The sequence below is a fragment of the Vibrio sp. 10N.222.47.A9 genome, from assembly GCF_963872585.1.
Classification (GTDB): domain Bacteria; phylum Pseudomonadota; class Gammaproteobacteria; order Enterobacterales; family Vibrionaceae; genus Vibrio; species Vibrio splendidus.
On record NZ_CAWNBB010000030.1, the window covers coordinates 165,829 to 187,835 of the forward strand.

The following is a 22,007-nucleotide window of genomic DNA, read 5'->3' on the forward strand; positions in this document are numbered from 1 at the left end:
CTGAAAGGAGAAAGTCGACAGGTGGGGGTAGGTTAAGGGTTTGTAACGGGGATTGTTGAAAAAGTTATCGACTCTGAGGGGTAAAACAAGAGCAAGATCTCTTTTTAAGGTTTTTAGCAAAAAAAGCCCTCGATTCCCTTGAAAAAGTCGCTATTGTCCCCATTTCTGTTGTGCTAAGTGATGATTTGATCGTTTTTGTATCATTTAGTTGGACGAATTTAGAGCATTCATCATCATGCAGAGGTGAACGGCTCGACAGAGATTAAACAGATCGCTAGAATGTCGCATCTAAAATTTCTGTCCTGAGGCTAATCGGAGATACCTTTCTTGTTTCCGAAAACAAGCTTCACTGCTTTTTATAGGTTCGTGAAAACGTTTTATAACTGCGTGAGAACGTTCAATAAGCATGTGAAGAACGAAGATATCGCTGATTAGTCTGGTGTTTGGTTGAATAATCAATTCAGACATCAATGCTCGATTTTAAATTAGGTGTTCGGATAGAGCACTACACAAGAATGCAGCCAACAACGTCGGCTTTTGAATTAAAGCTAAGTTACGGCTCATATGCTCAGATTACTGAGCCAGTTTTGAGGTTTATATAATGCAAGTTACTGTTGAAACGCTAGAAGGCCTAGAGCGCCGTCTTAATATTACTGTTCCTGCTGCTAACATCGAAGATGCAGTTACAGCTGAACTACGCAACATCGCGAAAAACCGTCGTTTCGATGGTTTCCGTAAAGGCAAAGTGCCTATGAAGATGGTTGCTAAAATGTACGGCAAAGCAGTACGTCAAGACGTGATGGGCGAAGTAATGCAACGTCACTTCATCGAAGCGATCGTTAAAGAGAAAATCAACCCAGCTGGCGCACCTACTTTCGCACCAGTTGAAAACAACGAAGGCGCTGACCTAGTATTCAACGCAACTTTTGAAGTTTACCCAGAAGTTGAGCTGAAAGGTCTAGAAAACATCACTGTTGAGAAACCAGCAGTAGAAGTTAAAGAAGCTGACGTTGAAGAGATGATCGAAACTCTACGTAAGCAACAAGCAACTTGGACTGAAGTTGAAGCTGCTGCTGACGCTGGTTCTCGTGCAACTATCGACTTCGTTGGTTCTATCGACGGTGAAGAGTTCGAAGGCGGTAAAGCTGAGAACTTCCCACTAGAGATGGGTGCTGGTCGCATGATCCCTGGTTTTGAAGACGGTATCGTTGGTAAAACAGCAGGTATGGAATTCGAAATCGAAGTAAACTTCCCAGAAGATTACCACGCTGAAAACCTAAAAGGTAAAGCTGCTAAGTTCTCTATCAAGCTGAACAAAGTTGAAGCTCGTGAGCTTCCAGAACTAAACGAAGAATTCGTTTCTAAGTTCGGCGCAGCTGAAGGCGTTGAAGGCCTTAAAGCTGAAGTTCGTAAGAACATGGAGCGTGAGCTTAAGCAAGCTGTTAAGAACCGCATCAAAGAGCAAGCAATCGACGGTCTAGTTAACGAAAACAACATCGACGTACCTTCTGCTCTAATCGATCAAGAGATCGGTGTTCTACGTCAACAAGCTGCTCAACGTTTCGGTGGCAACACTGAAGCTGCTGACCAACTTCCACGTGAGCTGTTCGAAGAGCAAGCTAAACGTCGCGTAGTTGTAGGTCTTCTTCTTGGTGAAGTAATCAAGACTGAAGAACTAAAAGCTGACGACGAGAAAGTTAAAGCTATCATCGAAGAGATGGCTACAGCATACGAAGATCCAACAGAAGTTATTGCTTACTACGAGCAAAACGAGCAAATGATGAACAACATGCGCAATGTTGCTCTAGAAGAGCAAGCTATTGATGCAATCATCGCTAAAGCTCAAGTTTCTGATAAAGAAGTTAGCTTCAACGAGCTAATGAATCAGCAACCTGCTTAATATAGTAATATCTGACGTAGAAGGTTGACGTACGGTCAACAATTCTGCTAACAATGGTCCGTATGATTTAATCATTCGGGCCATTTATTTTAGGGACATAAGAATATGAGCTACCAAGAAAAAAATACAATGCCATCGATTATGGACGCACTAGTTCCTATGGTGGTTGAACAGACTTCCCGTGGTGAACGTTCTTACGATATTTATTCTCGTCTATTAAAAGAACGTATCATTTTCTTAACAGGTCAAGTGGAAGACCACATGGCAAATCTTGTCGTGGCTCAACTGCTTTTCTTGGAATCAGAAAACCCAGACAAAGATATCTATCTTTACATCAACTCACCTGGCGGTAGCGTAACAGCGGGCATGTCTATCTACGACACAATGCAGTTCATCAAGCCAAACGTGAGCACAGTATGTATGGGTCAAGCTTGCTCTATGGGTGCATTCTTACTAGCGGGTGGTACTCCTGGTAAGCGTCACGTGCTTCCAAACTCACGTGTAATGATTCACCAGCCACTTGGCGGCTTCCAAGGCCAAGCGTCTGATATTCAAATTCACGCGCAAGAGATCCTAACGATCAAACAAAAGCTAAACAAACTATTGGCAGAGCACACTGGTCAGCCTTTAGAAGTTGTTGAGCGTGATACAGATCGTGATAATTTTATGTCTGCTGATCAAGCAGTAGAATACGGCTTGGTAGATTCAGTTCTTAATCACCGCGGTCAATAATTGCACGGCAATTGTTTAACGCAAAGTGATTCAAATTGATATACACTCAAGCATAGAGAGTAAAGGCTAAGAGGTTAGCGAATGACAGATAAAAGCAAAGAGGGTGGTAGCGGTAAACTGCTTTACTGCTCTTTCTGTGGCAAAAGCCAACACGAAGTTCGCAAGTTAATCGCAGGTCCTTCTGTTTACATTTGTGATGAATGTGTCGATCTTTGTAACGACATTATTCGTGAAGAAATTAAAGATGTTCTTCCTAAGAAAGAATCGGAATCGCTGCCAACGCCGCGTGAGATTCGTGAGCATCTTGACGACTATGTAATCGGTCAAGAATACGCGAAGAAAGTGCTAGCAGTTGCGGTATACAACCACTACAAGCGTTTGCGTAATGGTGACACGACAGCTGAAGGCGTAGAGCTAGGTAAGAGTAACATTCTTCTTATCGGTCCTACTGGTAGTGGTAAAACGCTACTGGCTGAAACACTGGCTCGTTTCCTAGACGTTCCATTCACAATGGCAGATGCAACAACACTAACCGAAGCCGGTTATGTGGGCGAAGATGTTGAAAACATCATCCAGAAGTTGCTTCAGAAGTGTGATTATGACGTTGCGAAAGCAGAACGCGGCATTGTTTACATCGATGAAATCGACAAGATTTCTCGTAAAGCTGAAAACCCATCAATCACGCGTGACGTGTCTGGTGAAGGTGTACAGCAAGCTCTACTTAAACTTGTTGAAGGTACAGTTGCTTCAGTTCCACCTCAAGGTGGTCGTAAGCATCCACAGCAAGAGTTCTTGCAAGTGGACACGTCTAAGATCCTATTTATTTGTGGCGGAGCGTTCTCTGGCCTAGATAAAGTGATCGAGCAACGTGTAGAAAAAGGTTCGAGCATTGGTTTTGGCGCAGAAGTGCGTTCAAAAGATGAAGCAAAAACTGTGGGTGAACTGTTCACTCAAGTTGAACCTGAAGATCTCGTGAAGTACGGTCTCATTCCGGAATTCATTGGTCGTCTACCCGTGACAACGACATTGACAGAACTTGACGAAGAAGCTCTAGTTCAAATTCTTTGTGAACCGAAGAATGCGCTTACTAAGCAGTACGCAGCATTATTTGAAATCGAAGAGACTGAATTAGAATTCCGCGACGATGCTCTACGTGCAATTGCGAAGAAAGCAATGGAACGTAAAACGGGTGCTCGTGGTCTGCGTTCTATCTTGGAGGGTGTTCTACTAGAAACTATGTACGAACTGCCATCTTCGACAGATGTAAGCAAGGTTGTGATAGATGAGTCGGTAATTAATGGTGAGTCAGAACCACTGTTGATTTACAGCAACTCAGATAACCAAGCAGCGGTTGCAGAGTAGGTCTTTTTTAGACAAGTCACTCAAATTGAAAAAGGAGGTAAGCAATTACCTCCTTTTTTTTATTCTTCCATTGAATCCAGTCGTTTAAGCCCCATATACTGCTTTATAAGTTAAAGCGGAAGAGAGAAATATATGAACTTGGAACGTTCCGAGCGTATCGAAATCCCCGTGCTACCTCTACGTGATGTAGTGGTTTACCCACACATGGTTATTCCATTGTTTGTCGGTCGTGAAAAATCGATTACTTGCCTTGAATCGGCAATGGAAGCTAACAAACAAGTACTACTTGTAGCGCAGAAAGAAGCGGACACTGATGAGCCTTCAATCGACGACCTATTTAACGTAGGTACAGTCGCTACTATTCTTCAGTTGCTAAAGCTGCCTGATGGTACTGTGAAAGTACTTGTCGAAGGTCAGCAGCGTGCAAAAATTCACCAGTTCAAAGAGAGTGAGTTTTTCTTAGCGGATGCCGAATACGTTGTAACCTCAGAACTTGACGAAAAAGAACAAGAAGTGGTTGTTCGCAGCGCGATCAATCAATTCGAAGGCTTTATTAAGCTAAACAAGAAAATCCCACCAGAAGTTCTAACGTCTCTGAACGGTATTGATGAGGCTGCACGCCTAGCCGATACGATTGCAGCGCACATGCCACTTAAATTGGTTGATAAGCAGCACGTTCTAGAAATTGCAGATGTGACTGAACGTCTGGAATTCTTAATGGGCCAAATGGAGTCAGAAATTGACATCCTGCAAGTTGAAAAACGCATTCGTGGCCGCGTTAAGAAGCAGATGGAGAAATCTCAGCGCGAGTACTACCTGAATGAGCAAATGAAAGCGATTCAGAAAGAACTGGGCGAGATGGATGACGCACCTGATGAATTCGAGACTCTGAAGAAGAAGATCGAAGATTCAAAAATGCCTCAAGAAGCTCGTGAAAAAACCGAGCAAGAACTGCAAAAACTGAAAATGATGTCGCCAATGTCTGCTGAAGCAACAGTAGTACGTAGCTACATTGATTGGATGGTTGGTGTTCCTTGGGCTAAGCGTTCAAAAGTTAAAAAGAATTTAGCGAAAGCGGAAGAGGTCTTGAATGAAGACCACTACGGCTTAGAGCGTGTTAAAGAACGTATCCTTGAATACTTGGCAGTACAAAATCGAATTAACAAGCTAAAAGGTCCAATCCTTTGTCTTGTTGGTCCTCCTGGTGTCGGTAAAACCTCGCTAGGCCGTTCGATTGCAGCGGCAACGGGCCGTAAGTACACTCGTATGGCTCTTGGTGGAGTACGTGATGAAGCGGAAATCCGCGGTCACCGTCGTACTTACATCGGTTCACTTCCGGGTAAACTGATCCAGAAGATGTCTAAAGTTGGTGTTAAGAACCCACTGTTCCTATTAGATGAAATCGATAAGATGTCTTCTGATATGCGTGGCGACCCATCTTCAGCGCTTCTAGAAGTGTTAGATCCAGAGCAAAACGTTGCATTCAACGATCACTACCTAGAAGTAGATTACGATCTGTCAGACGTCATGTTTGTTGCAACGTCTAACTCAATGGACATTCCTGGTCCGTTACTGGACCGTATGGAAGTGATTCGTCTGTCGGGTTACACAGAAGATGAAAAGCTGAACATCGCTAAAAGTCACTTACTGGACAAACAAGTCCAACGTAACGGTCTTAAGCCTCACGAGATTAATATCGAAGATTCAGCTATCGTTGGCATTATTCGTTATTACACGCGTGAAGCGGGTGTGCGTAATCTAGAGCGTGAAATCTCGAAGATTTGTCGTAAAGCAGTTAAGAATATCTTGCTAGACAGCAGCCTTAAGTCTGTAACGGTTAGCATTGATAACCTGAAAGAGTACTTAGGCGTTCAACGTCATGACTTCGGTAAAGCGGATGAGAGTAACCGTATCGGTCAAGTGACGGGTTTAGCGTGGACTCAAGTGGGTGGTGACCTACTGACTATTGAAACTGAATCAATGCCAGGTAAAGGTAAGCTAACGCAAACCGGTTCTCTTGGCGATGTGATGAAAGAGTCGATTCAAGCAGCCATGACTGTGGTTCGTTCTCGTGCGGAAAATCTGGGTATTAACACAGATTTCTACGAGAAACGTGATATTCACGTTCACGTACCGGAAGGTGCAACACCAAAAGATGGCCCAAGTGCGGGTATCGCAATGTGTACTGCATTGGTATCCAGTCTAACGGGTAATCCTGTGAAAGCTGAGGTCGGTATGACAGGTGAAATTACCCTTCGTGGTGAAGTTTTACCTATCGGTGGCTTGAAAGAAAAACTGCTTGCAGCACACCGTGGCGGCATCAAAACTGTCTTGATTCCTAAAGACAATGAGCGTGATTTGGAAGAGATTCCAGACAATGTAATCGCTGACTTAAAGGTGATTCCGGTCCAATGGATTGATGAAGTACTTAAAGTCGCGCTAGAACGAGATCCGTCAGGGGTCGAGTTTGACGTGAAAAAATAGTGATGCATAGCAAAAATAAGTAAAGAATTACGCTGATAGACCCGAAAAGGCTTGTCAGCGTTTTTTTTGGACGCTAAGTTATTTGACTAAAGCGGCAGCCCTTTTGCAATAAGGCTTGCGGCTAAATTAAAACCAAAATGGAACGTACAGTCATCGAGAAGTAGTCACAGATGACACATAGGGGAAAAACAGTGAATAAAACACAACTAGTAGAATCAATCGCAGAAAACGCAGACATCTCTAAAGCTTCAGCTGGTCGCGCTCTAGACGCTTTCATCGAAGCAGTTGGCACAACGCTACAATCAGGTGACCAAGTTGCACTTGTTGGCTTTGGTACTTTCAGTGTTCGTACTCGTGCTGCTCGTACAGGTCGTAACCCAAAAACTGGTGAAGAGATCCAAATCGCAGAAGCTAAAGTACCTGGCTTCAAAGCAGGTAAAGCACTTAAAGACGCATGTAACTAATTTTCACTGCTGAAACCTCGCTTTTAGAGAGGGGAAGGCAGTAAAATGCGTTTACTGTTTGAAAAATGATGTTTCATTCTTAGACAGTATGTGTGCAAAGCACATTGAACTTATTTAAATTATGCGCATCCTACTGATGCGCATTTCTTTTTCTGATAATATCGCGTGAATAGATTTTATTTTGAAGCCAATGCTTCATATCCGGAGAGCACTTAAATTATGATGGATCGATTACGCGAAGGCGTGAATAGCATCGCGGTAAAAATTATCCTTGGGTTGATTATCCTGTCATTCGTATTCGCAGGTGTAGGCAGCTACATCACCGGTGGCGGTAACAACGCAGCAGCTAAAGTTGGCAACACAGAAATTGCTCGTGGTGAGTTCGAACAAGCTTACCAAAACGAACGTAATCGTATGCAGTCTCAACTTGGCGATTACTTCGCTCAAATGCTTGCAGACCCTGCATACGTAGAGTCTTTCCGTAAATCAGTACTTGATCGCATGATCAACGATGTTCTACTTGAGCAGCAAGCTGAGTCACTAGGCCTACGAATCAGTGATTCTCAAATCCGTACAATGATTCTAGAAATGCCTCAGTTCCAAACTGCTGGTCAATTTGATCAAGAAGTTTACCAATCAGCCCTGCGTCGTGCAGGTTTCAGCGCAGAAAGCTTCGCTGAATACATGCGTCGTGACCTAATGCGTAACCAGCTTGTGACTGCGCTTCAAGGCAGTGAATTTGTTCTTCAAGGCGAAATCGATACGCAAAGCAAACTTATTGCTCAAACTCGTGACATTCGTACAGTGACCTTGTCTGTTGCTGATCTAGCGAAAGGCATCGAACTAACTGACGAGCAAATCGAACAGTACTATTCTGAGAACCCTCAAGCTTACACTCGTCCAGAGCAAGCTAAGGTGTCTTACATCGAGCTTTCAGCTGAAGCACTTAAGTCTCAGCTTGAAGTAAGCGATGAAGAAGCACAGAAATACTACCAAGAGCACCTAGACAAGTACTCGACTGAAGAGCAACGTAAAGTTAGCCACATCCTAGTTCAAGGTGATGACGAAGCGAAAGCTCAGTCAATCCTAGACGAGCTAAATGCAGGCGCTGATTTTGCTACGCTAGCGGAAGAGAAATCTGACGACTTCGGTAGTGCAGATGTTGGCGGTGACTTAGGTTGGATTGAACGCGATGTTATGGACCCAGCATTCGAAGACGCGGCTTTCGCTCTTGAGAATATTGGCGATACTACTGGCCTAGTTAAATCTGATTTTGGCTACCACATCATCAAGCTAGACGAAGTAAAAGAGTCTCAAGCTCAGCCTTATACAGAAGTAGCGGCTGAGATTAAGCAAGAACTACTAGATCAGCATGCTGTAGACCAGTTCTACGAACAGCAAACTGAACTAGAAAAAGTAGCGTTTGAATTCCCAGATTCTTTGGATGACTCTGCTGAAGCTATCAATGCGAAGATCACGACAACAGATTTCATCTCTCAAGTTGACGCTCCGGAAGTTCTGATGACGCCTGCAGTTATGCAAGCTATCTTGAGCCCTGAAGTGAAAGAAGACGGTCTGAACTCTGAAGTTATCGAAGTTGCACCTGAGCACGTGATTGTTGTTCGTGTAGAAGAGACTCGCGACGAGACAGTTCTTCCTCTAGCTGAAGTGAAAGATCAAGTTGTCGCTGCATTGTCTGCTGTACAAGCTGAGCAACAAGCAGTTGAGCTAGGTGTTTCTCTAGTGAACGAGCTTAAGCAAGGTAACGAAGCAGTACTTGCAGATAACAACCTTGAGTTCACTGAACTTGAAACGATTGACCGTAACTCGCCACTAGCGGCGTCTGTATTCGCTCTAGCGAAACCAGAAGCAGGTCAAGCTGTGTTTGGTCAATCTAAAGACCAAGACGGTAACATCGTTGTTGTTGAGCTTTCTAAAGTAACGGCTGAAATCAACCCAGCTTACAGCACTCAAATTGGTGCACAGTTGGAACGAGTTGGTAATCAGCAAGACCTTACTAATGTACTAAACGTACTGCGTAAAAATGCAGACGTTGAATACTACGTAGTGGGTCAAGGTCAGTAAGCTCAGGTTAGCTTGAGTTAGATTAGCTCGGTAGTTAAGCCTGTTTGGTGGCTGACTACCGAGAATCAACATGCGATGGTTGTTGTTTTGCAAATTAGGTTTATTCGATAAATAAGAATTGCGAGCCAACAAACAAGCTGATGAAAACAAGATGTATAACGAAGCGGGTCACTTAGGTGACCCGCTTTATTTTTGTCTGGTGATTGTGTTATCTAGTGCGGTAAATGCATAAGTTACGTTTTTTGTTCAAAGGAACGGTTTATGCGCACGATATATTCAACACTACTTCTTTCATTTCTGATGGCCCTGAGCTCCCCAGCGTTTTCTGATAGCCCAACTAAAGCTGAGCTTTACGATGGCATTGAGATTACGGTAAACATCAATACTGCGACGGCAGAAGAACTCTCAGCGCTATTAGTTGGTGTTGGGGACAAGAAAGCCCAAGAGATCGTCGATTACAGAGATCAAAACGGTGCGTTTACGACTGCTGATGATTTGGTGAGTGTGAAAGGGATAGGTGAAGCGACGGTTGAAAAGAACCGCGAAAGAATTCAACTTTGATCCGTTTTTCTACTTGTTAGAAATGAAGCGGTAGATATGAAGCCTCCGGCCAATGCACCTGCTAGGTGGGCTTCAATCGCGACACGAGCATTAATCAGTTCGCCAGTCGTGCTAGAAGGGCCAATAAGCTGCTCCCAAGCGATTTTAGCGATTAATCCCAACACTAACAGCCAACTTGATCTCCTACCGTTTAAAGCCTCACTGAGCGCGAATAAGCCAAACAACCCATGCAAAGTGCCAGATAGGCCAACATAGATCTGAATACTCGAAAACAACAGAGCGATCCCAGTCACTAAACTAATCACAAGCAGAGCAAGAACAAGCTGTTTTTTACTCGGTTGAAACAGATAGCTGATGATCCATAAGCCTGCTAGATTCATCAGAAGGTGCGAGTAGTTGGTATGTGAAAAGTTTCCTGTTAGGATCCGCCACCATTGCCCCTCGGCAATCGCATTGCTATCCCATACGACCCAAGCTTGTATTGGCTCAAATTGGAATAAGACGCATAAAAGTGAAGTGAAAATTAAAACAGGGTACACATTAAATCCATGTCTCGTTATTGCCCCCAATGCAGCAAGGCTTTGAAAGCTTGTATTTGTCAGTGGATTACACCACTCGAATCGAATGTTGAGCTTATCATTCTTCAGCACCCATCAGAAGAGCATCGCCCGATGGGAACTGCGCGTATCCTCTCGTTATCTCTAAATAACAGCGTGACGCTTGTCGGTGAAGACTTTTCAGACAACGAACAATTGAACGCATTGCTGGCCGATGAACATTACCAACATGTGATTTTATACCCAAGCGAAAACTCTGTTTCAGTTGAATCTGCGACATGCCCAAGCAAGAAGCTGCGTGTGATTTTATTGGATGGGACGTGGAAGAAGGCGTTCAAGATGTGGCAGGTGTCGAGTAACTTGCATGCGCTGAGCACGGTTCATTTACCGAAAGAGCTCAAGGGTAATTATCGAATCCGTAAAGCGCCCAGTGAAAACAGCCTTTCTACCGTCGAAGCTGGCTATCATTTGCTTAGCTTGCTAGAGAGTGATGGTGACTTTAGCCCTTTGCTAACGGCATTTGACCAAATGATTCAGTTTCAAATCAATCAAATGCCGCCGGGTGTGTTTGAGAAAAACTACTTAGATTAAGCCGATTCACTGGTACGAGTCAGGAATTAAAACTCGGTATGAGCTGAGAACAATTGCTGATGCATTTTCTGCGCAAGGTCATCGGTCATTGATGAGATGTAATCCGCAATCACGCGCATCTTTCTTGATTCATCTTGATGTTGTAGCCATTGCTTCTTGATAGGCAGTGGCAGCAAGCGTTCAGGATCTGCGCTGAATGCTTCAAACATATCCATGATGATCTGTTGGCCTTTGTATTCGATGACTTGAACCTGAGGCACTTGAATCACGAACTCGCTGACAAAGTGCTTCAGTTTATCGAGTGTGCCATCCATGCTCGGTTCAAGCACGGCATTGTAAGCCAACAGCACATTCTCAAAGCTAGCATCCACTCGTTCAATCGAAATACTGGTCAACAGAGCGTTAACTATCCCACCAATCGCATCTTTTCTACGATATTGCTCTCCCGAAAAAAGCATCTCTGTAATCGAATCTAAATGCTCACAGATCCAAGGATCGGCCATCTCTTTCAGTTGAGGATAAGCTGAATCTACCCATTGTGTTTTGGTCACAGAGCCAAGCACAATGGCATCTTCTAAATCGTGGACGCCATAGGCGATGTCATCAGCCAACTCCATGATTGAACAATCAAGTGACTTATATTTGGTCTTATTGTGCTCAAGTGGCTCGGTATGCGTTTTTCTTTTCTGTTTTAGAAGCTGTTGGTCGCTGCTTGAAAGCGGCTCCAGTACCCAGTTAAAAAGTTCTTCATCATGATCGTAGATGCCTTTTGCTGGCATCCAATCTTTGGCTCGGAGTTGTCGTTGGTGCTTAACAGGCTCAGACTGTAATTTAGCTTGAACTTCGCTAAGAAGTGAAGGGTATTTAATCAGCCCCAACAGAGTGCGTCGAGATAGATTCATCCCGTGATGTTCGGTGTAGGGTTCTAACTGAGTCACTATTCGGAACGTTTGGGCATTGCCTTCAAAGCCACCATGGTCGCGCATCATATAGTTGAGTGCGACCTCACCACCATGCCCATAAGGCGGGTGGCCGATGTCGTGAGCTAAACACAGTGAATCAATCAAGCTATCTGAGGGGAGAAGATCTCGAAACTCGGGCTGCTTTTTCTTGAGTTGAGCGACAATGCCAGTACCAAGTTGTGCGGCTTCTAGCGAATGGGTAAGGCGAGTTCGGTGGAAATCGTTTACCGTGGTGCCATGAACTTGAGTTTTTGCTTGGAGGCGACGAAAAGCCGCAGAGTGAAGCACACGCGCACGATCGCGTTGATACGGGCTACGATGGTCATCACGCCTTATTTTATGTTCATCGTCATTTCGATGTTGCCATTCTTGTTCGAGTTCAAATGGTGGTTCGAGTGGAGAAGTCAAAATAGCACCTATCAATCTGATTTATTTAGCTAATTACACTCAAGTTATACCCAGCTAGCTTATCTCGTCTAGTGATAATTCAAAGCTTGGCGCAAATGTGGTGAGAAAGTAGTCCATTTCTGGGCTTTTACGCTGTTCGAGTGTTTCTTCCAGTCGGCGTTTCGCTTGCTCGTATTCGTGGTTTCCCGCGCTGAGTTCTTCCAAGCATTTGAGGTAAGCACAGATAGTGTCGGCTTGCTTGACGATGCTTTGTTCTTCTTTGTTTGCTGTTCCGGATATTAAGAAGGGCGCGAAATCGTCTTGGAATTCTTCCGGTAGCATTGAAAGCAGTCTTTGTTCTGCTGCCGCTTCTATCTTCTTGTACTCTTGGGCGATGTCTGGGTTGTAGTATTTAACCGGAGTTGGTAAATCCCCAGTCAGTACCTCGCTGGTATCGTGGTACATGCCAAGCAGAGCAATGTGCTCGGGGTTGAGCTGACCATCAAACTTCTTATTTTTAATTAATGCCAAGGCGTGTGCGACGAAAGCCACCTGTAGGCTATGTTCTGAAATATTCTCGCTTGAGATTGAACGCATCAAAGGCCAGCGTTGGATAAGCTTCATGCGTGCGAGATGGGCGAAGAAATGGCTCTGTTTCATAAATGTCCTTATAGTACCAATCGTAGTAAATAACTGGTCATCCTAGCTTGTTAAAAAACTCGATAACTTTGTTAGAATTTTTGATTGTAGAATAACTACTTATCGAAGCTGCTTGTCGAAAATAGCTGCCTTGTTCTCAAGCTTTTTTCCTGCGCTATTTCTGATCACTTACTTACTGTGATTGGTATAAATAATTCTCCACTCGTATCTTGTGTTTGCACAGGCATACGAGACAGCGGATACAAAAAAGGCTCCCAAACAGGAGCCCTTTAAGCATAGAAGTGATTGATTACAAGTTAAAGTCTTTTAAAACAGCAAATTGTAGTCATCTTTCTTTGTGTTAATTAACCTTCGATGAGGTCGTCTTGGTTGTAGGTCTGTAAGAAGCGCTCTAGACGACCAATCGCGATTTCTAGGTCTTCGATATGTGGCAGAGTCACGATGCGGAAGTGATCCGGTTTTGGCCAGTTGAAGCCAGTACCTTGAACCAATAGCACCTTCTCTTGCTTAAGGAAATCGAGCACGAATTTCTGATCGTCTTTGATGTTGTACATGTTGGTGTCGATCTTAGGGAACAGGTACATCGCGCCTTTTGGTTTTACACAAGAAACGCCAGGGATCTTGTTGATCAGTTCCCATGCACGGTCACGTTGCTCAAGCAGTCGACCACCAGGAAGAATCAGTTCGTTGATACTCTGATAACCACCCAGTGCCGTTTGGATAGCGTGCTGCATGGGTACGTTGGCACACAAACGCATCGAGGCGAGCATTTCTAGCCCTTCAACGTAGCCTTTCGCTATGTGCTTCGGACCCGTTAAGAACATCCAGCCACCACGAAAACCACACACGCGGTAAGCCTTAGATAGACCATTGAATGTGACCATTAGTACGTCTTCAGCAAGCGTTGCGACTGAAGTATGTACGGCACCGTCGTAAAGCACTTTGTCGTAGATTTCATCAGCGAAGATGATCAAACCGTGCTCACGAGCAATCTCAACAACTTGTAATAGGAAATCACGGCTGTATACCGCGCCCGTTGGGTTGTTCGGGTTGATAAGAACGATGCCGCGAGTCTTTGGTGAGATCTTCGCACGCATGTCGTCTAGATCTGGATACCAATCAGCATCTTCATCACACATGTAGTGAACCGGTGTACCACCAGAAAGCGCAACAGACGCTGTCCATAGTGGGTAGTCCGGAGCGGGAACTAAGATTTCATCACCATTATCCAGTAGCGCCTGCATAGACATAACGATAAGCTCTGATGCGCCGTTACCAATGTAAACGTCTTCTACATCAAGGTTACGTAGGCCTTTTTTCTGGTAGTGCTGAACAACCGCTTTGCGGGCTGAATAGATGCCTTTTGAGTCACAGTAACCTTGAGATGTCGGTAGGTTACGGATTACATCAACAAGGATTTCATCAGGGGCGTCAAAACCAAATGGGGCGGGGTTACCAATATTAAGCTTCAGTATTTTATGCCCTTCTTCTTCCATGCGCTTAGCATGTTTGAGTACAGGTCCCCTGATTTCGTAGCATACGCTGTTGAGTTTTGACGACATCCCGATATTTTGCATTGCCGATTTCCTGAAATTAATTTAAATACTTTATTAAAGTACCGCAAAATGGGGTTTGATAGAATAAAAATCTGATGAATGTCGCATTTCAGTGTCACGTTTGGTCTTTTTGTTGTCACTCTTTTCTAAATTTTAATTAATCGCTTTCTTTGTTGTTGTCTAAGATGAATAAAGAGGCTGGATCGCTTAAAATCACAGGAATGTTCAAAAGATATAGTAGATTCTTGATCTAAGTGGGTGCTGCCCATAAAGTATCAAACTAATATAATAATAATTTAGATGTGAACGAGGTCGATTTGTCACATTTCCAGCAAACTATCTCCGCTTTGATTGAGCGAGTACAAAATGCCCAAGCAAGTGAAGTTCGTTGTGTTGAAGTTCTAACGCAAAAACCATCGTTTGCATTTATAGAATGGCTTCATGCTCAACCGCTCTTTCCAAAGTTCTACTGGCAGTCACGTGATACTCGTGAAGAGGTTGTCGCGCTCGGTCAACTGCACACTTTTTCTGATCCTGCTCCCGCGTACGCAATTCTTGGTGAAGACCAACGAATTTGGGGTGGACGTTCATTTGATGGGCATACCGCAAAGAACCGTCGTTGCATGGAATCGTTTTTCTTCCTTCCTCAGGTTGAATTAATCCGCTTTGACGACACTTGGTCGCTAGCGGTTAACTTGTCTCCTGATCGCGTTGCCTCCATTAATGCTTTGAATAAGCTTTCTGTAGAAGCGGCGATATTGGCACCTTTGTCGGCGCACATTGAACAGATTAACCACGTTCCAGAACGAGAACAGTGGGGTAATTTGGTCGATAAAGTGCTGCAGGGCATTAGCGACGAAGAGTACAAGAAAGTGGTTTTAGCGCGTAAAACCACACTGCAGCTTGATGCGCCAATCTGCGCGGCTCAATTACTCAAGGCCAGCTACCTGCAAAACCATCACAGCTTTCACTTTATGTTGGTATTGGATTCTAAACATAGCTTTATTGGATCAACGCCAGAGCGTTTGTATAGCCGATATGGGACAGAGCTTGATACTGAAGCTCTAGCGGGAACCATTGGTCGCGGAGAAAACGCGACAGAAGATATGGAGTTAGCGAACTGGCTTTCTCAAGACAGTAAAAATCTCAATGAGAACCAGTATGTGGTCGACGACATTATTGAGCGCCTCACTCCTCATTCTCAAACGGTCCATGTTGAAAAGGATACGCGTCTTGTGCGCTTGCGTAAGGTGCAGCATCTTAAGCGTAATATCCACGCTCAGCTTAATAATGGCGTTAACGGTGTGCAGTTGCTTGCTGCATTGCAGCCGACTGCTGCGGTGGCGGGTTTACCGCGTAAAGAGGCGATGGATTTCATTCTTGAACACGAACCGTTTGCGCGAGGCTGGTATGCAGGTTCTGTTGGCTATATCAGTCATCAGAGAGCGGAGTTTTGTGTCGCGATTCGAAGTGCGCTAGTTGTAAACGATCAAGTACAGCTGTTTGCTGGCGCAGGGATCGTGCCGGGATCGGTTGCCGAGCATGAATGGCAAGAATTGAACAAGAAGATGTCGACCTTACTCAGCTTGATTTCGGATCACCCGCCGTTGGGTGTGGCGTCATGAATCACGACCAAGCCGTATTAAATAGAGTTTGGAGTCACACATTACTTGAAGAGCTAGCACGCAACGGTGTTGAACATGTTTGTGTCGCACCGGGCTCTCGCTCAACACCATTAACTCTCGAAGCGGAAGCTAATCCCAAGTTAACCTTACACACGCACTTTGATGAGCGTGGTCTTGGGTTCTTAGCTTTAGGTTTAGCTAAAGCCAGTGATAAGCCAGTTGCCGTGATTGTTACCTCTGGTACTGCTGTCGCTAACCTTCTTCCTGCGACGGCTGAATCTGGGCTGACACGAGAGAAGCTGATCTTGCTGACCTCTGATAGACCCATCGACTTGGTCAACTGTGGTGCCAATCAAGCGATTCAGCAACAGGGTATCTTTTCTTCCCATGTTGAAAGTGCTTTAAACTTACCAAGCCCTAGTACACAAGTTTCTCTGAATTGGTTACTGACATCGGTTGATCACGCCCTAGTGAAACAACGCAATGTTGGTGGTGCGATTCATATCAACTGTCCGTTCCCAGAACCTCTATATTCTGCGAATAGCGCGGAAATGTATGCGGAATACACATCCAGTGTCGCTGGGTGGAAATCGGGAGGAGGTTGTTACAGCCAAACGTTTTTACCTAATCAAGTGAACACACAACCTATTGCTCCAGGTGAGTATCTTGGACGTAAGGGTGTGGTTATTCTCGGTTCGCTAGATATTGAACAAGCGACAAAAGCTCAGCAGTTTGCCACTGCATTAGGTTGGCCAGTTTTTTGCGATCCTCAATCAGGTGTCACAAGTGATTGGAAACATTATGATCTGTGGATGCAGAGTGACGTAGCGAAAGAACAACTTAACCAATGTGATTTTATCCTTCAGTTCGGTGAGCGCATTGTTTCTAAGCGCCTTAATCATTGGATAAAGTCGCAAGCATCATCATTCTGCTCATCACAATGTATTGTTGTGTCACCAGATACGCACCGAATCAACCAAGATCATCTGCCTCAAACCCATATCGTTGCTGATATCGAGTCATGGGTGTCAGAGCAGCATTTACCCATCTTGTTAGGCCAGCATGCAGGTTGGGCGGCTCCTTTAATCGAGGTCGCAAATACTGTTCAGCAACTCGCCCTCGCGCAAATATCCAACAATGACCAATTGACGGAACTCAGTGTTGCCGTTGACTTGTCGTCTAGACTTAAAGGTAGAGAGCTATTTGTGGGAAATAGCTTGATGGTAAGGCTGGTGGATATGCTGTCATCAATATCTGCGAATCAAGTTTACAGTAACCGTGGTGCATCGGGCATTGATGGCTTGGTGGCGACGGCTGCGGGCGTGGTGAAATCCAACCAGAATCCTTTGTTGATGTTGATTGGTGATACCTCTTTGTTGTACGACCTCAATTCACTGGCTCTGCTGACTCATAATTTAACGCCGATGGTTATTGTTGTGACCAACAATGACGGTGGTGCGATCTTTGACTTGTTGCCGGTACCAGAGCAGCAAAAACAGTCACTTTATCAAATGCCTCATGGTTTCAGTTTTGAACACGCTGCTGCGCAGTTCCAACTTGGTTATGCGGCGCCAGAAACTTTGAATTGCTATCAAACGATTATCGAACAACATTTCGAACAGGGTCAGGGTACCTTGCTCGTTGAAGTTAAGACGCCTCCCGAACAAGCGTCTACTTTGCTGAAACAATTCAGTTCAATGCTCACCGAGGCATTAGCCTAAGGACTTTACATGCTTTACTCCAATTATTACCCAGCTGTACAAGAACCTTCCGACAAACCTTTGCTTGTTTTTTTACATGGTTTACTCGGAAGCGGGGATGATTGGAGTGCATGTCATCCATTCCTCGAGAATTTTCCTCTCCTTTGCATCGATTTACCCGGACACGGACAAAGTCGCTTTATCGATCCGGTAGGGTTTGATCATTGCTGCAAGAAAATTGTCCAGTGCATCACAGCTCAATTGGCGATAAACGATCTTCCTGCTGATTATCCTATCGTGGTGATTGGCTACTCTATGGGCGGAAGGCTCGCTATGTATGGAGTGACAAGCCCTTGCTTTGAGACGCTCAACCTAGAGAAAGTCATCATTGAAGGTGGCAACTTTGGCTTGGAATGTGATGAAGAAAGAGCACAGAGGTTAGTACATGATACGCAGTGGGCTGTTCGCTTTGCGCAGCAGTCGATTGAAGATGTTTTAGACGATTGGTATCAACAAAGCGTCTTTTCTTCACTAAATCATGAGCAAAGACAAACTTTGGTCATAAAGCGTAGTGGTAACCTTGGAGTATCCGTAGCAAATATGTTGTTATCTACTTCGTTAGCTAAGCAACCGGATTTACGTGCCACATTGAAATCTCATGAGCATTTATTGCATTATGTGTGTGGAGAAAAAGATCGTAAATTCATGGAGCTAGCTGAGAATAGTGGCTTTGAATATAGTCAGGTCGACTACGCTGGTCATAATGTTCATTTTGAGCAACCAGAGTTGTTTTCAAACTTGATAATCCAATGTATCGCCAGTCGTCGCTAATCGACTGAGCGGATCTCTAGTCTCAAGCACTATCAAAAGCAGAGCAACACCGTCACGACTACTTGTTAGTCGTGGTCTCTAATAGAACAATGGGAATCACCATGGCTAAAACAGTAGGCATCACAGAAGAAGAACTTTACGCGGCAGTTAACTGGAGCGATGAAAGCAGTCAATTTGAAGATATTCAGTACCACAAGTCTGACGACGGTATTGCGAAAATCACGATTGCGCGTCCTCAAGTCCACAATGCGTTTCGTCCACAAACCGTAAAAGAGATGATCAATGCACTGGCTGATGCTCGTTATGACGAGAAGGTTGGCGTAATCATTTTGACGGGTCTTGGTGAGAAGGCGTTCTGTTCTGGTGGTGACCAAAGTATTCGTGGTGACTACGGCGGCTACCAAGATGATTCAGGTACACACCACTTGAACGTACTTGATTTCCAACGTCAAATTCGTACTTGTCCAAAACCAGTAATCGCAGCGGTATCGGGTTGGGCAGTCGGTGGTGGTCATGTTCTTCACATGATGGCGGACCTTACTATCGCAGCTGAAAACGCTCAGTTCGGTCAGACGGGTCCTAAAGTCGGTTCATTCGATGGCGGTTGGGGTGCTTCTTACATGGCTCGTATCGTTGGTCAGAAGAAAGCACGTGAAATTTGGTTCTTGTGTCGTTTCTACGATGCTCAAGAAGCATTGGACATGGGCCTGGTAAACACCGTAGTGCCTGTTGCCGACCTAGAAAAAGAGACCGTTCGTTGGTGTCGTGAAGTGCTTCAACATAGCCCAATGGCGCTGCGTTGCTTGAAAGCTGCACTGAACGCAGACTGTGATGGCCAAGCCGGCCTACAAGAGTTGGCGGGTAACGCAACCATGATGTTCTACATGACAGAAGAAGGCCAAGAAGGCCGAAACGCATTTAACGAGAAGCGTCGACCTGATTTCGACAAATTTCCGCGTAACCCATAGTCTTTCTCTTCTTTAAAATGAGTCGCTAATAGCGGCTCGTTTTGTTTTGATGTTCCCCGTTTTTTAGGAAACTTTATGAACTCAGTGAATTCTCAGCGTCACGGTAAACTCTACCGTTATCAATTGCCTATGGATAGTGGCGTGATTCTTCGTGACAATAAGTTGAACGAACGCGTTGGCTATATCATCCAACTAGAGTGTGATGGTAAAACTGGCTTTGGCGAAGTCGCACCTTTGCCAGGTTTTAGCCAAGAAGATGCCGAACAAGCTGGCATTCAGCTTCAACACGAATTAGAGCTTTGGAGCCACAATAACCCTCAAACGCCTTTTGATGAGCTATATCCTTCTGTTGCCTTCGGCTTTTCAATGGCGATGATGGAATTACGAGGCGAACTCAACGCTGAAGGTAACTACCAAGCTGCGCCGTTGTGTACAGGCGACCCAGATGAATTGATCCCTGTGCTGAATGAGATGAAAGGCGAGAAGGTCGCGAAAGTGAAAGTCGGTCTCTACGAAGCGATTCGTGATGGCATGCTTGTCAGCTTATTCCTTGAGTCGATCCCTGATTTAACCTTAAGACTTGATGCTAACCGTGCATGGAAGCCGGAAAAGGCTAAGCAGTTTATCAAGTACATTGCGCCGTCACTGCGTCAACGTATTAGCTTTATTGAAGAGCCTTGCCAAAAACCAGAAGACAGCTTGGCATTTGCCATTGACCATGGCGTAGCGATTGCATGGGATGAAACATTGCAAGAAGCGGTGCGAAGCCCAGAGTTTGATCTTAGCGACCTTACTGGTGTTAAAGCTGTCGTGATCAAGCCAACTCTTATTGGTTCTGTCGAGCGTTGTGTGGCAATCATTGAGCGAGCACAGCAACTTGGCATTAAGCCTGTATTAAGCTCAAGCATAGAGTCGAGCCTTGGCTTAACTCAGATTGCTCGATTAGCACAACAATACTTGCCTAATGAAGTTCCAGGACTTGATACAATTGGCTTGTATCAGCAACAGCTAGAGGTTTCTTGGCCGGGTTGTCAGCTTCCGGTTTCTACTCTTGAACAGCAACAATTGATTTGGTCTTCTTAGGCTGATCGTTCGATTGGCTTAGACCGTTTTCAATCTATAATTTGGTTATCTTATGATGCGCCCACAATCTAATCATCACCCGCTTTGGGTACAGTGGGCGCAGCAAAACCCACATCAAACAGCGTTAGTGACTACTACTCACCACACTTATACTTGGCAGCAAGTGTCTGTGCTAGTGAGTGAGTACCAACAACAGCTATCTCATCAAGGCCTATCTGAAGGTGATGTACTGACGATTGTTGGTAAGAATCAAGCTGAAGTGACCCCTGTTTACCTTGCCGCACTCAATTTGGGTGTGGTTTGTGCGTTTACGATGCCTCAGCCTAGCTTACGCCTGAAGCAAAAGCTCGATTCCTTATATCAAGCAGGTCAACAAAGCTACCTTTGGCTTTTGGACAGTCGCGGGATAGAGCAATCAGAGACTGTCGATTTAAATACTCAGTTGGTGACCTTGTCTTGCTTAAATGAAGTGAAGGTCGATGGTGATGATAATCGGATAACGACATCTCAAGACTCCAACTTCAATCCGCAAAATCTAGCGAGCATCGTATTCACTTCTGGCTCTACCGGAAATCCCAAAGCAGTGGCTCACACGCTTGAGCAGCATTTATGCTCGGCGGTCGGGTTGCTTGAGGTGTTTCGTTATCAACAAGGTGACACTTGGTTACTGAGTTTACCTATGTACCATGTGTCGGGGCTGGCGATAGTTCATCGTTGGTTAGCGGCTGGTGGCTGCATCAAGATAGGCACAGGTCAGCTTGAGGCTGATATAGAAGAGTGCAGTCACGCTTCATTAGTCTCTACTCAGCTACATCGATTACTAAAGAGTAAGCAAGCACTTACTTTAACGCATGTACTTTTGGGTGGTAGCCATATACCTGAGGCTCTTGGGCTTGAAGCTCAACAAATGGGTATCGAAACATGGCTTGGCTACGGCATGACAGAAGCGGCTTCAACAGTGACTGCGAAGCCCGTTGATTCTAGTAATACTGCAGGTTTTGTCCTTAACCATCGCCAGCTGAAAATTGAAGAACAACGTATCTTTATTGGCGGCGATACGCTCGCTTCCGGTTATTACCACCAAGGTAAATTAACGCCATTAGTTGATAAGAACGGCTGGTTCGATAGCAAAGATCTTGGTGAGTGGGTTGGTGAACAAGTGTCGATTATTGGTCGCGCCGACAATCAGTTTATTTCTGGTGGTGAGAACATTCATTGCGAAGAGATTGAGCGAGCACTCAATCAGTTGTCTGAGGTTAATCAGGCGTTTATTGTTCCTATTGAAGACGATGAGTTCGGGTTTCGACCTGTCGCTATTGTGGATTGTGCTGATTTGCCAACCAAAGAGTGGTTTGCTGAGCAATTGAATGGACGTCTTGAGCGGTTCAAATTTCCTGTTGAGTATTATCGAATGCCTAAGCAAGAACAGCAGGGTATTAAGGTCTCACGCGCTGGATTGGCCTCTTGGTTGTCTCAGCATAGGAGTTAAAGGTAAGCGC

18 protein-coding genes and 1 pseudogene are annotated in these 22,007 nt (G+C 44.8%); 15 read left to right on the forward strand and 4 right to left on the reverse strand.

Annotated features, from left to right (window positions below):
- Positions 1–83: 83 nt before the first annotated feature.
- The 8 genes and pseudogenes from AACT19_RS09085 to AACT19_RS09120 all read left to right on the forward strand — a co-directional run.
- Positions 84–266: pseudogene (locus tag AACT19_RS09085) on the forward strand (hypothetical protein); the annotation flags it as partial.
- Between the two features lie 335 nt (positions 267–601).
- Positions 602–1,900, forward strand: coding sequence for a trigger factor (tig, locus tag AACT19_RS09090; RefSeq protein ID WP_004736079.1), 1,299 nt, complete (start codon positions 602–604; stop codon positions 1,898–1,900).
- 105 nt (positions 1,901–2,005) lie between these two features.
- A complete protein-coding gene (gene clpP, locus AACT19_RS09095; RefSeq protein WP_004736080.1) occupies positions 2,006–2,632 on the forward strand; it encodes an ATP-dependent Clp endopeptidase proteolytic subunit ClpP in 627 nt (208 codons plus the stop codon).
- 81 nt (positions 2,633–2,713) lie between these two features.
- On the forward strand, positions 2,714–3,994 hold the full coding sequence (gene clpX, locus AACT19_RS09100) for an ATP-dependent protease ATP-binding subunit ClpX (RefSeq protein WP_004736081.1): 1,281 nt from the start codon (positions 2,714–2,716) through the stop codon (positions 3,992–3,994).
- Positions 3,995–4,126: 132 nt separating this feature from the next.
- Positions 4,127–6,478: an endopeptidase La gene (gene lon / locus AACT19_RS09105; protein ID WP_076646034.1), complete on the forward strand. Its 2,352-nt coding sequence runs from the start codon at positions 4,127–4,129 to the stop codon at positions 6,476–6,478.
- Between the two features lie 170 nt (positions 6,479–6,648).
- Positions 6,649–6,942 (forward strand): HU family DNA-binding protein, encoded by a 294-nt coding sequence (locus AACT19_RS09110; RefSeq protein ID WP_012604504.1) that lies wholly within the window; start codon positions 6,649–6,651, stop codon positions 6,940–6,942.
- A 219-nt stretch (positions 6,943–7,161) separates the two neighbouring features.
- The gene (gene ppiD, locus AACT19_RS09115) at positions 7,162–9,027 is read left to right on the forward strand and encodes a peptidylprolyl isomerase (RefSeq protein ID WP_076646035.1); all 1,866 of its coding nucleotides are present in this window, start codon (positions 7,162–7,164) and stop codon (positions 9,025–9,027) included.
- A gap of 261 nt (positions 9,028–9,288) precedes the next feature.
- A complete protein-coding gene (locus AACT19_RS09120) occupies positions 9,289–9,588 on the forward strand; it encodes a ComEA family DNA-binding protein (RefSeq protein WP_004736087.1) in 300 nt (99 codons plus the stop codon).
- Here AACT19_RS09120 and rrtA read toward each other — a convergent pair.
- The gene (rrtA, locus tag AACT19_RS09125; RefSeq protein ID WP_029406501.1) at positions 9,579–10,127 is read right to left on the reverse strand and encodes a rhombosortase; all 549 of its coding nucleotides are present in this window, start codon (positions 10,125–10,127) and stop codon (positions 9,579–9,581) included. The two genes, AACT19_RS09120 and rrtA, sit on opposite strands and share 10 nt — an antisense overlap.
- 9 nt (positions 10,128–10,136) lie before the next feature.
- Here rrtA and AACT19_RS09130 point away from each other — a divergent pair, with 9 nt between their 5' ends.
- Positions 10,137–10,736 (forward strand): tRNA-uridine aminocarboxypropyltransferase, encoded by a 600-nt coding sequence (locus AACT19_RS09130; RefSeq protein ID WP_032546456.1) that lies wholly within the window; start codon positions 10,137–10,139, stop codon positions 10,734–10,736.
- Between the two features lie 26 nt (positions 10,737–10,762).
- Here AACT19_RS09130 and AACT19_RS09135 read toward each other — a convergent pair whose 3' ends face one another.
- From AACT19_RS09135 to AACT19_RS09145, 3 genes are all read right to left on the reverse strand, one after another.
- Positions 10,763–12,106, reverse strand: coding sequence for an anti-phage deoxyguanosine triphosphatase (locus tag AACT19_RS09135; protein ID WP_017076768.1), 1,344 nt, complete (start codon positions 12,104–12,106; stop codon positions 10,763–10,765).
- Positions 12,107–12,160: 54 nt separating this feature from the next.
- Positions 12,161–12,745 (reverse strand): 5'-deoxynucleotidase, encoded by a 585-nt coding sequence (gene yfbR, locus AACT19_RS09140; RefSeq protein WP_061024994.1) that lies wholly within the window; start codon positions 12,743–12,745, stop codon positions 12,161–12,163.
- Positions 12,746–13,089: 344 nt separating this feature from the next.
- Entirely contained in the window at positions 13,090–14,322 is a 1,233-nt protein-coding gene (locus AACT19_RS09145) for a pyridoxal phosphate-dependent aminotransferase (RefSeq protein WP_017084554.1), read from the reverse strand.
- A gap of 296 nt (positions 14,323–14,618) precedes the next feature.
- On the opposite strand from AACT19_RS09145, the gene AACT19_RS09150 reads away from it, so the two are divergent.
- The 6 genes from AACT19_RS09150 (at position 14,619) to menE (ending at position 21,997) form a co-directional block, all read left to right on the forward strand.
- On the forward strand, positions 14,619–15,926 hold the full coding sequence (locus AACT19_RS09150; RefSeq protein ID WP_004736095.1) for an isochorismate synthase: 1,308 nt from the start codon (positions 14,619–14,621) through the stop codon (positions 15,924–15,926).
- Positions 15,923–17,647, forward strand: coding sequence for a 2-succinyl-5-enolpyruvyl-6-hydroxy-3-cyclohexene-1-carboxylic-acid synthase (menD, locus tag AACT19_RS09155; protein ID WP_076646036.1), 1,725 nt, complete (start codon positions 15,923–15,925; stop codon positions 17,645–17,647). Before AACT19_RS09150 ends, menD begins: the two co-directional genes overlap by 4 nt.
- Positions 17,648–17,656: 9 nt before the next feature.
- Positions 17,657–18,457: a 2-succinyl-6-hydroxy-2,4-cyclohexadiene-1-carboxylate synthase gene (menH, locus tag AACT19_RS09160; RefSeq protein ID WP_017091509.1), complete on the forward strand. Its 801-nt coding sequence runs from the start codon at positions 17,657–17,659 to the stop codon at positions 18,455–18,457.
- Between the two features lie 101 nt (positions 18,458–18,558).
- Positions 18,559–19,425 carry a 1,4-dihydroxy-2-naphthoyl-CoA synthase gene (menB, locus tag AACT19_RS09165; protein ID WP_029222208.1) on the forward strand — a complete coding sequence of 289 codons (867 nt, stop codon included), beginning with the start codon at positions 18,559–18,561 and terminating at the stop codon, positions 19,423–19,425.
- A gap of 75 nt (positions 19,426–19,500) precedes the next feature.
- The gene (menC, locus tag AACT19_RS09170; RefSeq protein ID WP_076646037.1) at positions 19,501–20,508 is read left to right on the forward strand and encodes an o-succinylbenzoate synthase; all 1,008 of its coding nucleotides are present in this window, start codon (positions 19,501–19,503) and stop codon (positions 20,506–20,508) included.
- Positions 20,509–20,560: 52 nt separating this feature from the next.
- On the forward strand, positions 20,561–21,997 hold the full coding sequence (menE, locus tag AACT19_RS09175; protein WP_076646038.1) for an o-succinylbenzoate--CoA ligase: 1,437 nt from the start codon (positions 20,561–20,563) through the stop codon (positions 21,995–21,997).
- Positions 21,998–22,007: the final 10 nt, after the last annotated feature.

What these genes read in the sequence shown, in the direction of transcription:
- lon (WP_076646034.1), top strand. Translation starts at nt 4,127, where the DNA reads ATGAACTTGGAACGTTCCGAGCGTATCGAAATCCCCGTGCTACCTCTA.
- clpX (WP_004736081.1), top strand. Translation starts at nt 2,714, where the DNA reads ATGACAGATAAAAGCAAAGAGGGTGGTAGCGGTAAACTGCTTTACTGC.
- ppiD (WP_076646035.1), top strand. Translation starts at nt 7,162, where the DNA reads ATGATGGATCGATTACGCGAAGGCGTGAATAGCATCGCGGTAAAAATT.
- menH (WP_017091509.1), top strand. Translation starts at nt 17,657, where the DNA reads ATGCTTTACTCCAATTATTACCCAGCTGTACAAGAACCTTCCGACAAA.
- AACT19_RS09120 (WP_004736087.1), top strand. Translation starts at nt 9,289, where the DNA reads ATGCGCACGATATATTCAACACTACTTCTTTCATTTCTGATGGCCCTG.
- menE (WP_076646038.1), top strand. Translation starts at nt 20,561, where the DNA reads ATGATGCGCCCACAATCTAATCATCACCCGCTTTGGGTACAGTGGGCG.
- clpP (WP_004736080.1), top strand. Translation starts at nt 2,006, where the DNA reads ATGAGCTACCAAGAAAAAAATACAATGCCATCGATTATGGACGCACTA.
- yfbR (WP_061024994.1), bottom strand. Translation starts at nt 12,745, where the DNA reads ATGAAACAGAGCCATTTCTTCGCCCATCTCGCACGCATGAAGCTTATC.
- AACT19_RS09130 (WP_032546456.1), top strand. Translation starts at nt 10,137, where the DNA reads ATGTCTCGTTATTGCCCCCAATGCAGCAAGGCTTTGAAAGCTTGTATT.
- menC (WP_076646037.1), top strand. Translation starts at nt 19,501, where the DNA reads ATGAACTCAGTGAATTCTCAGCGTCACGGTAAACTCTACCGTTATCAA.
- menD (WP_076646036.1), top strand. Translation starts at nt 15,923, where the DNA reads ATGAATCACGACCAAGCCGTATTAAATAGAGTTTGGAGTCACACATTA.
- menB (WP_029222208.1), top strand. Translation starts at nt 18,559, where the DNA reads ATGGCTAAAACAGTAGGCATCACAGAAGAAGAACTTTACGCGGCAGTT.
- tig (WP_004736079.1), top strand. Translation starts at nt 602, where the DNA reads ATGCAAGTTACTGTTGAAACGCTAGAAGGCCTAGAGCGCCGTCTTAAT.
- AACT19_RS09110 (WP_012604504.1), top strand. Translation starts at nt 6,649, where the DNA reads ATGACACATAGGGGAAAAACAGTGAATAAAACACAACTAGTAGAATCA.
- AACT19_RS09145 (WP_017084554.1), bottom strand. Translation starts at nt 14,322, where the DNA reads ATGCAAAATATCGGGATGTCGTCAAAACTCAACAGCGTATGCTACGAA.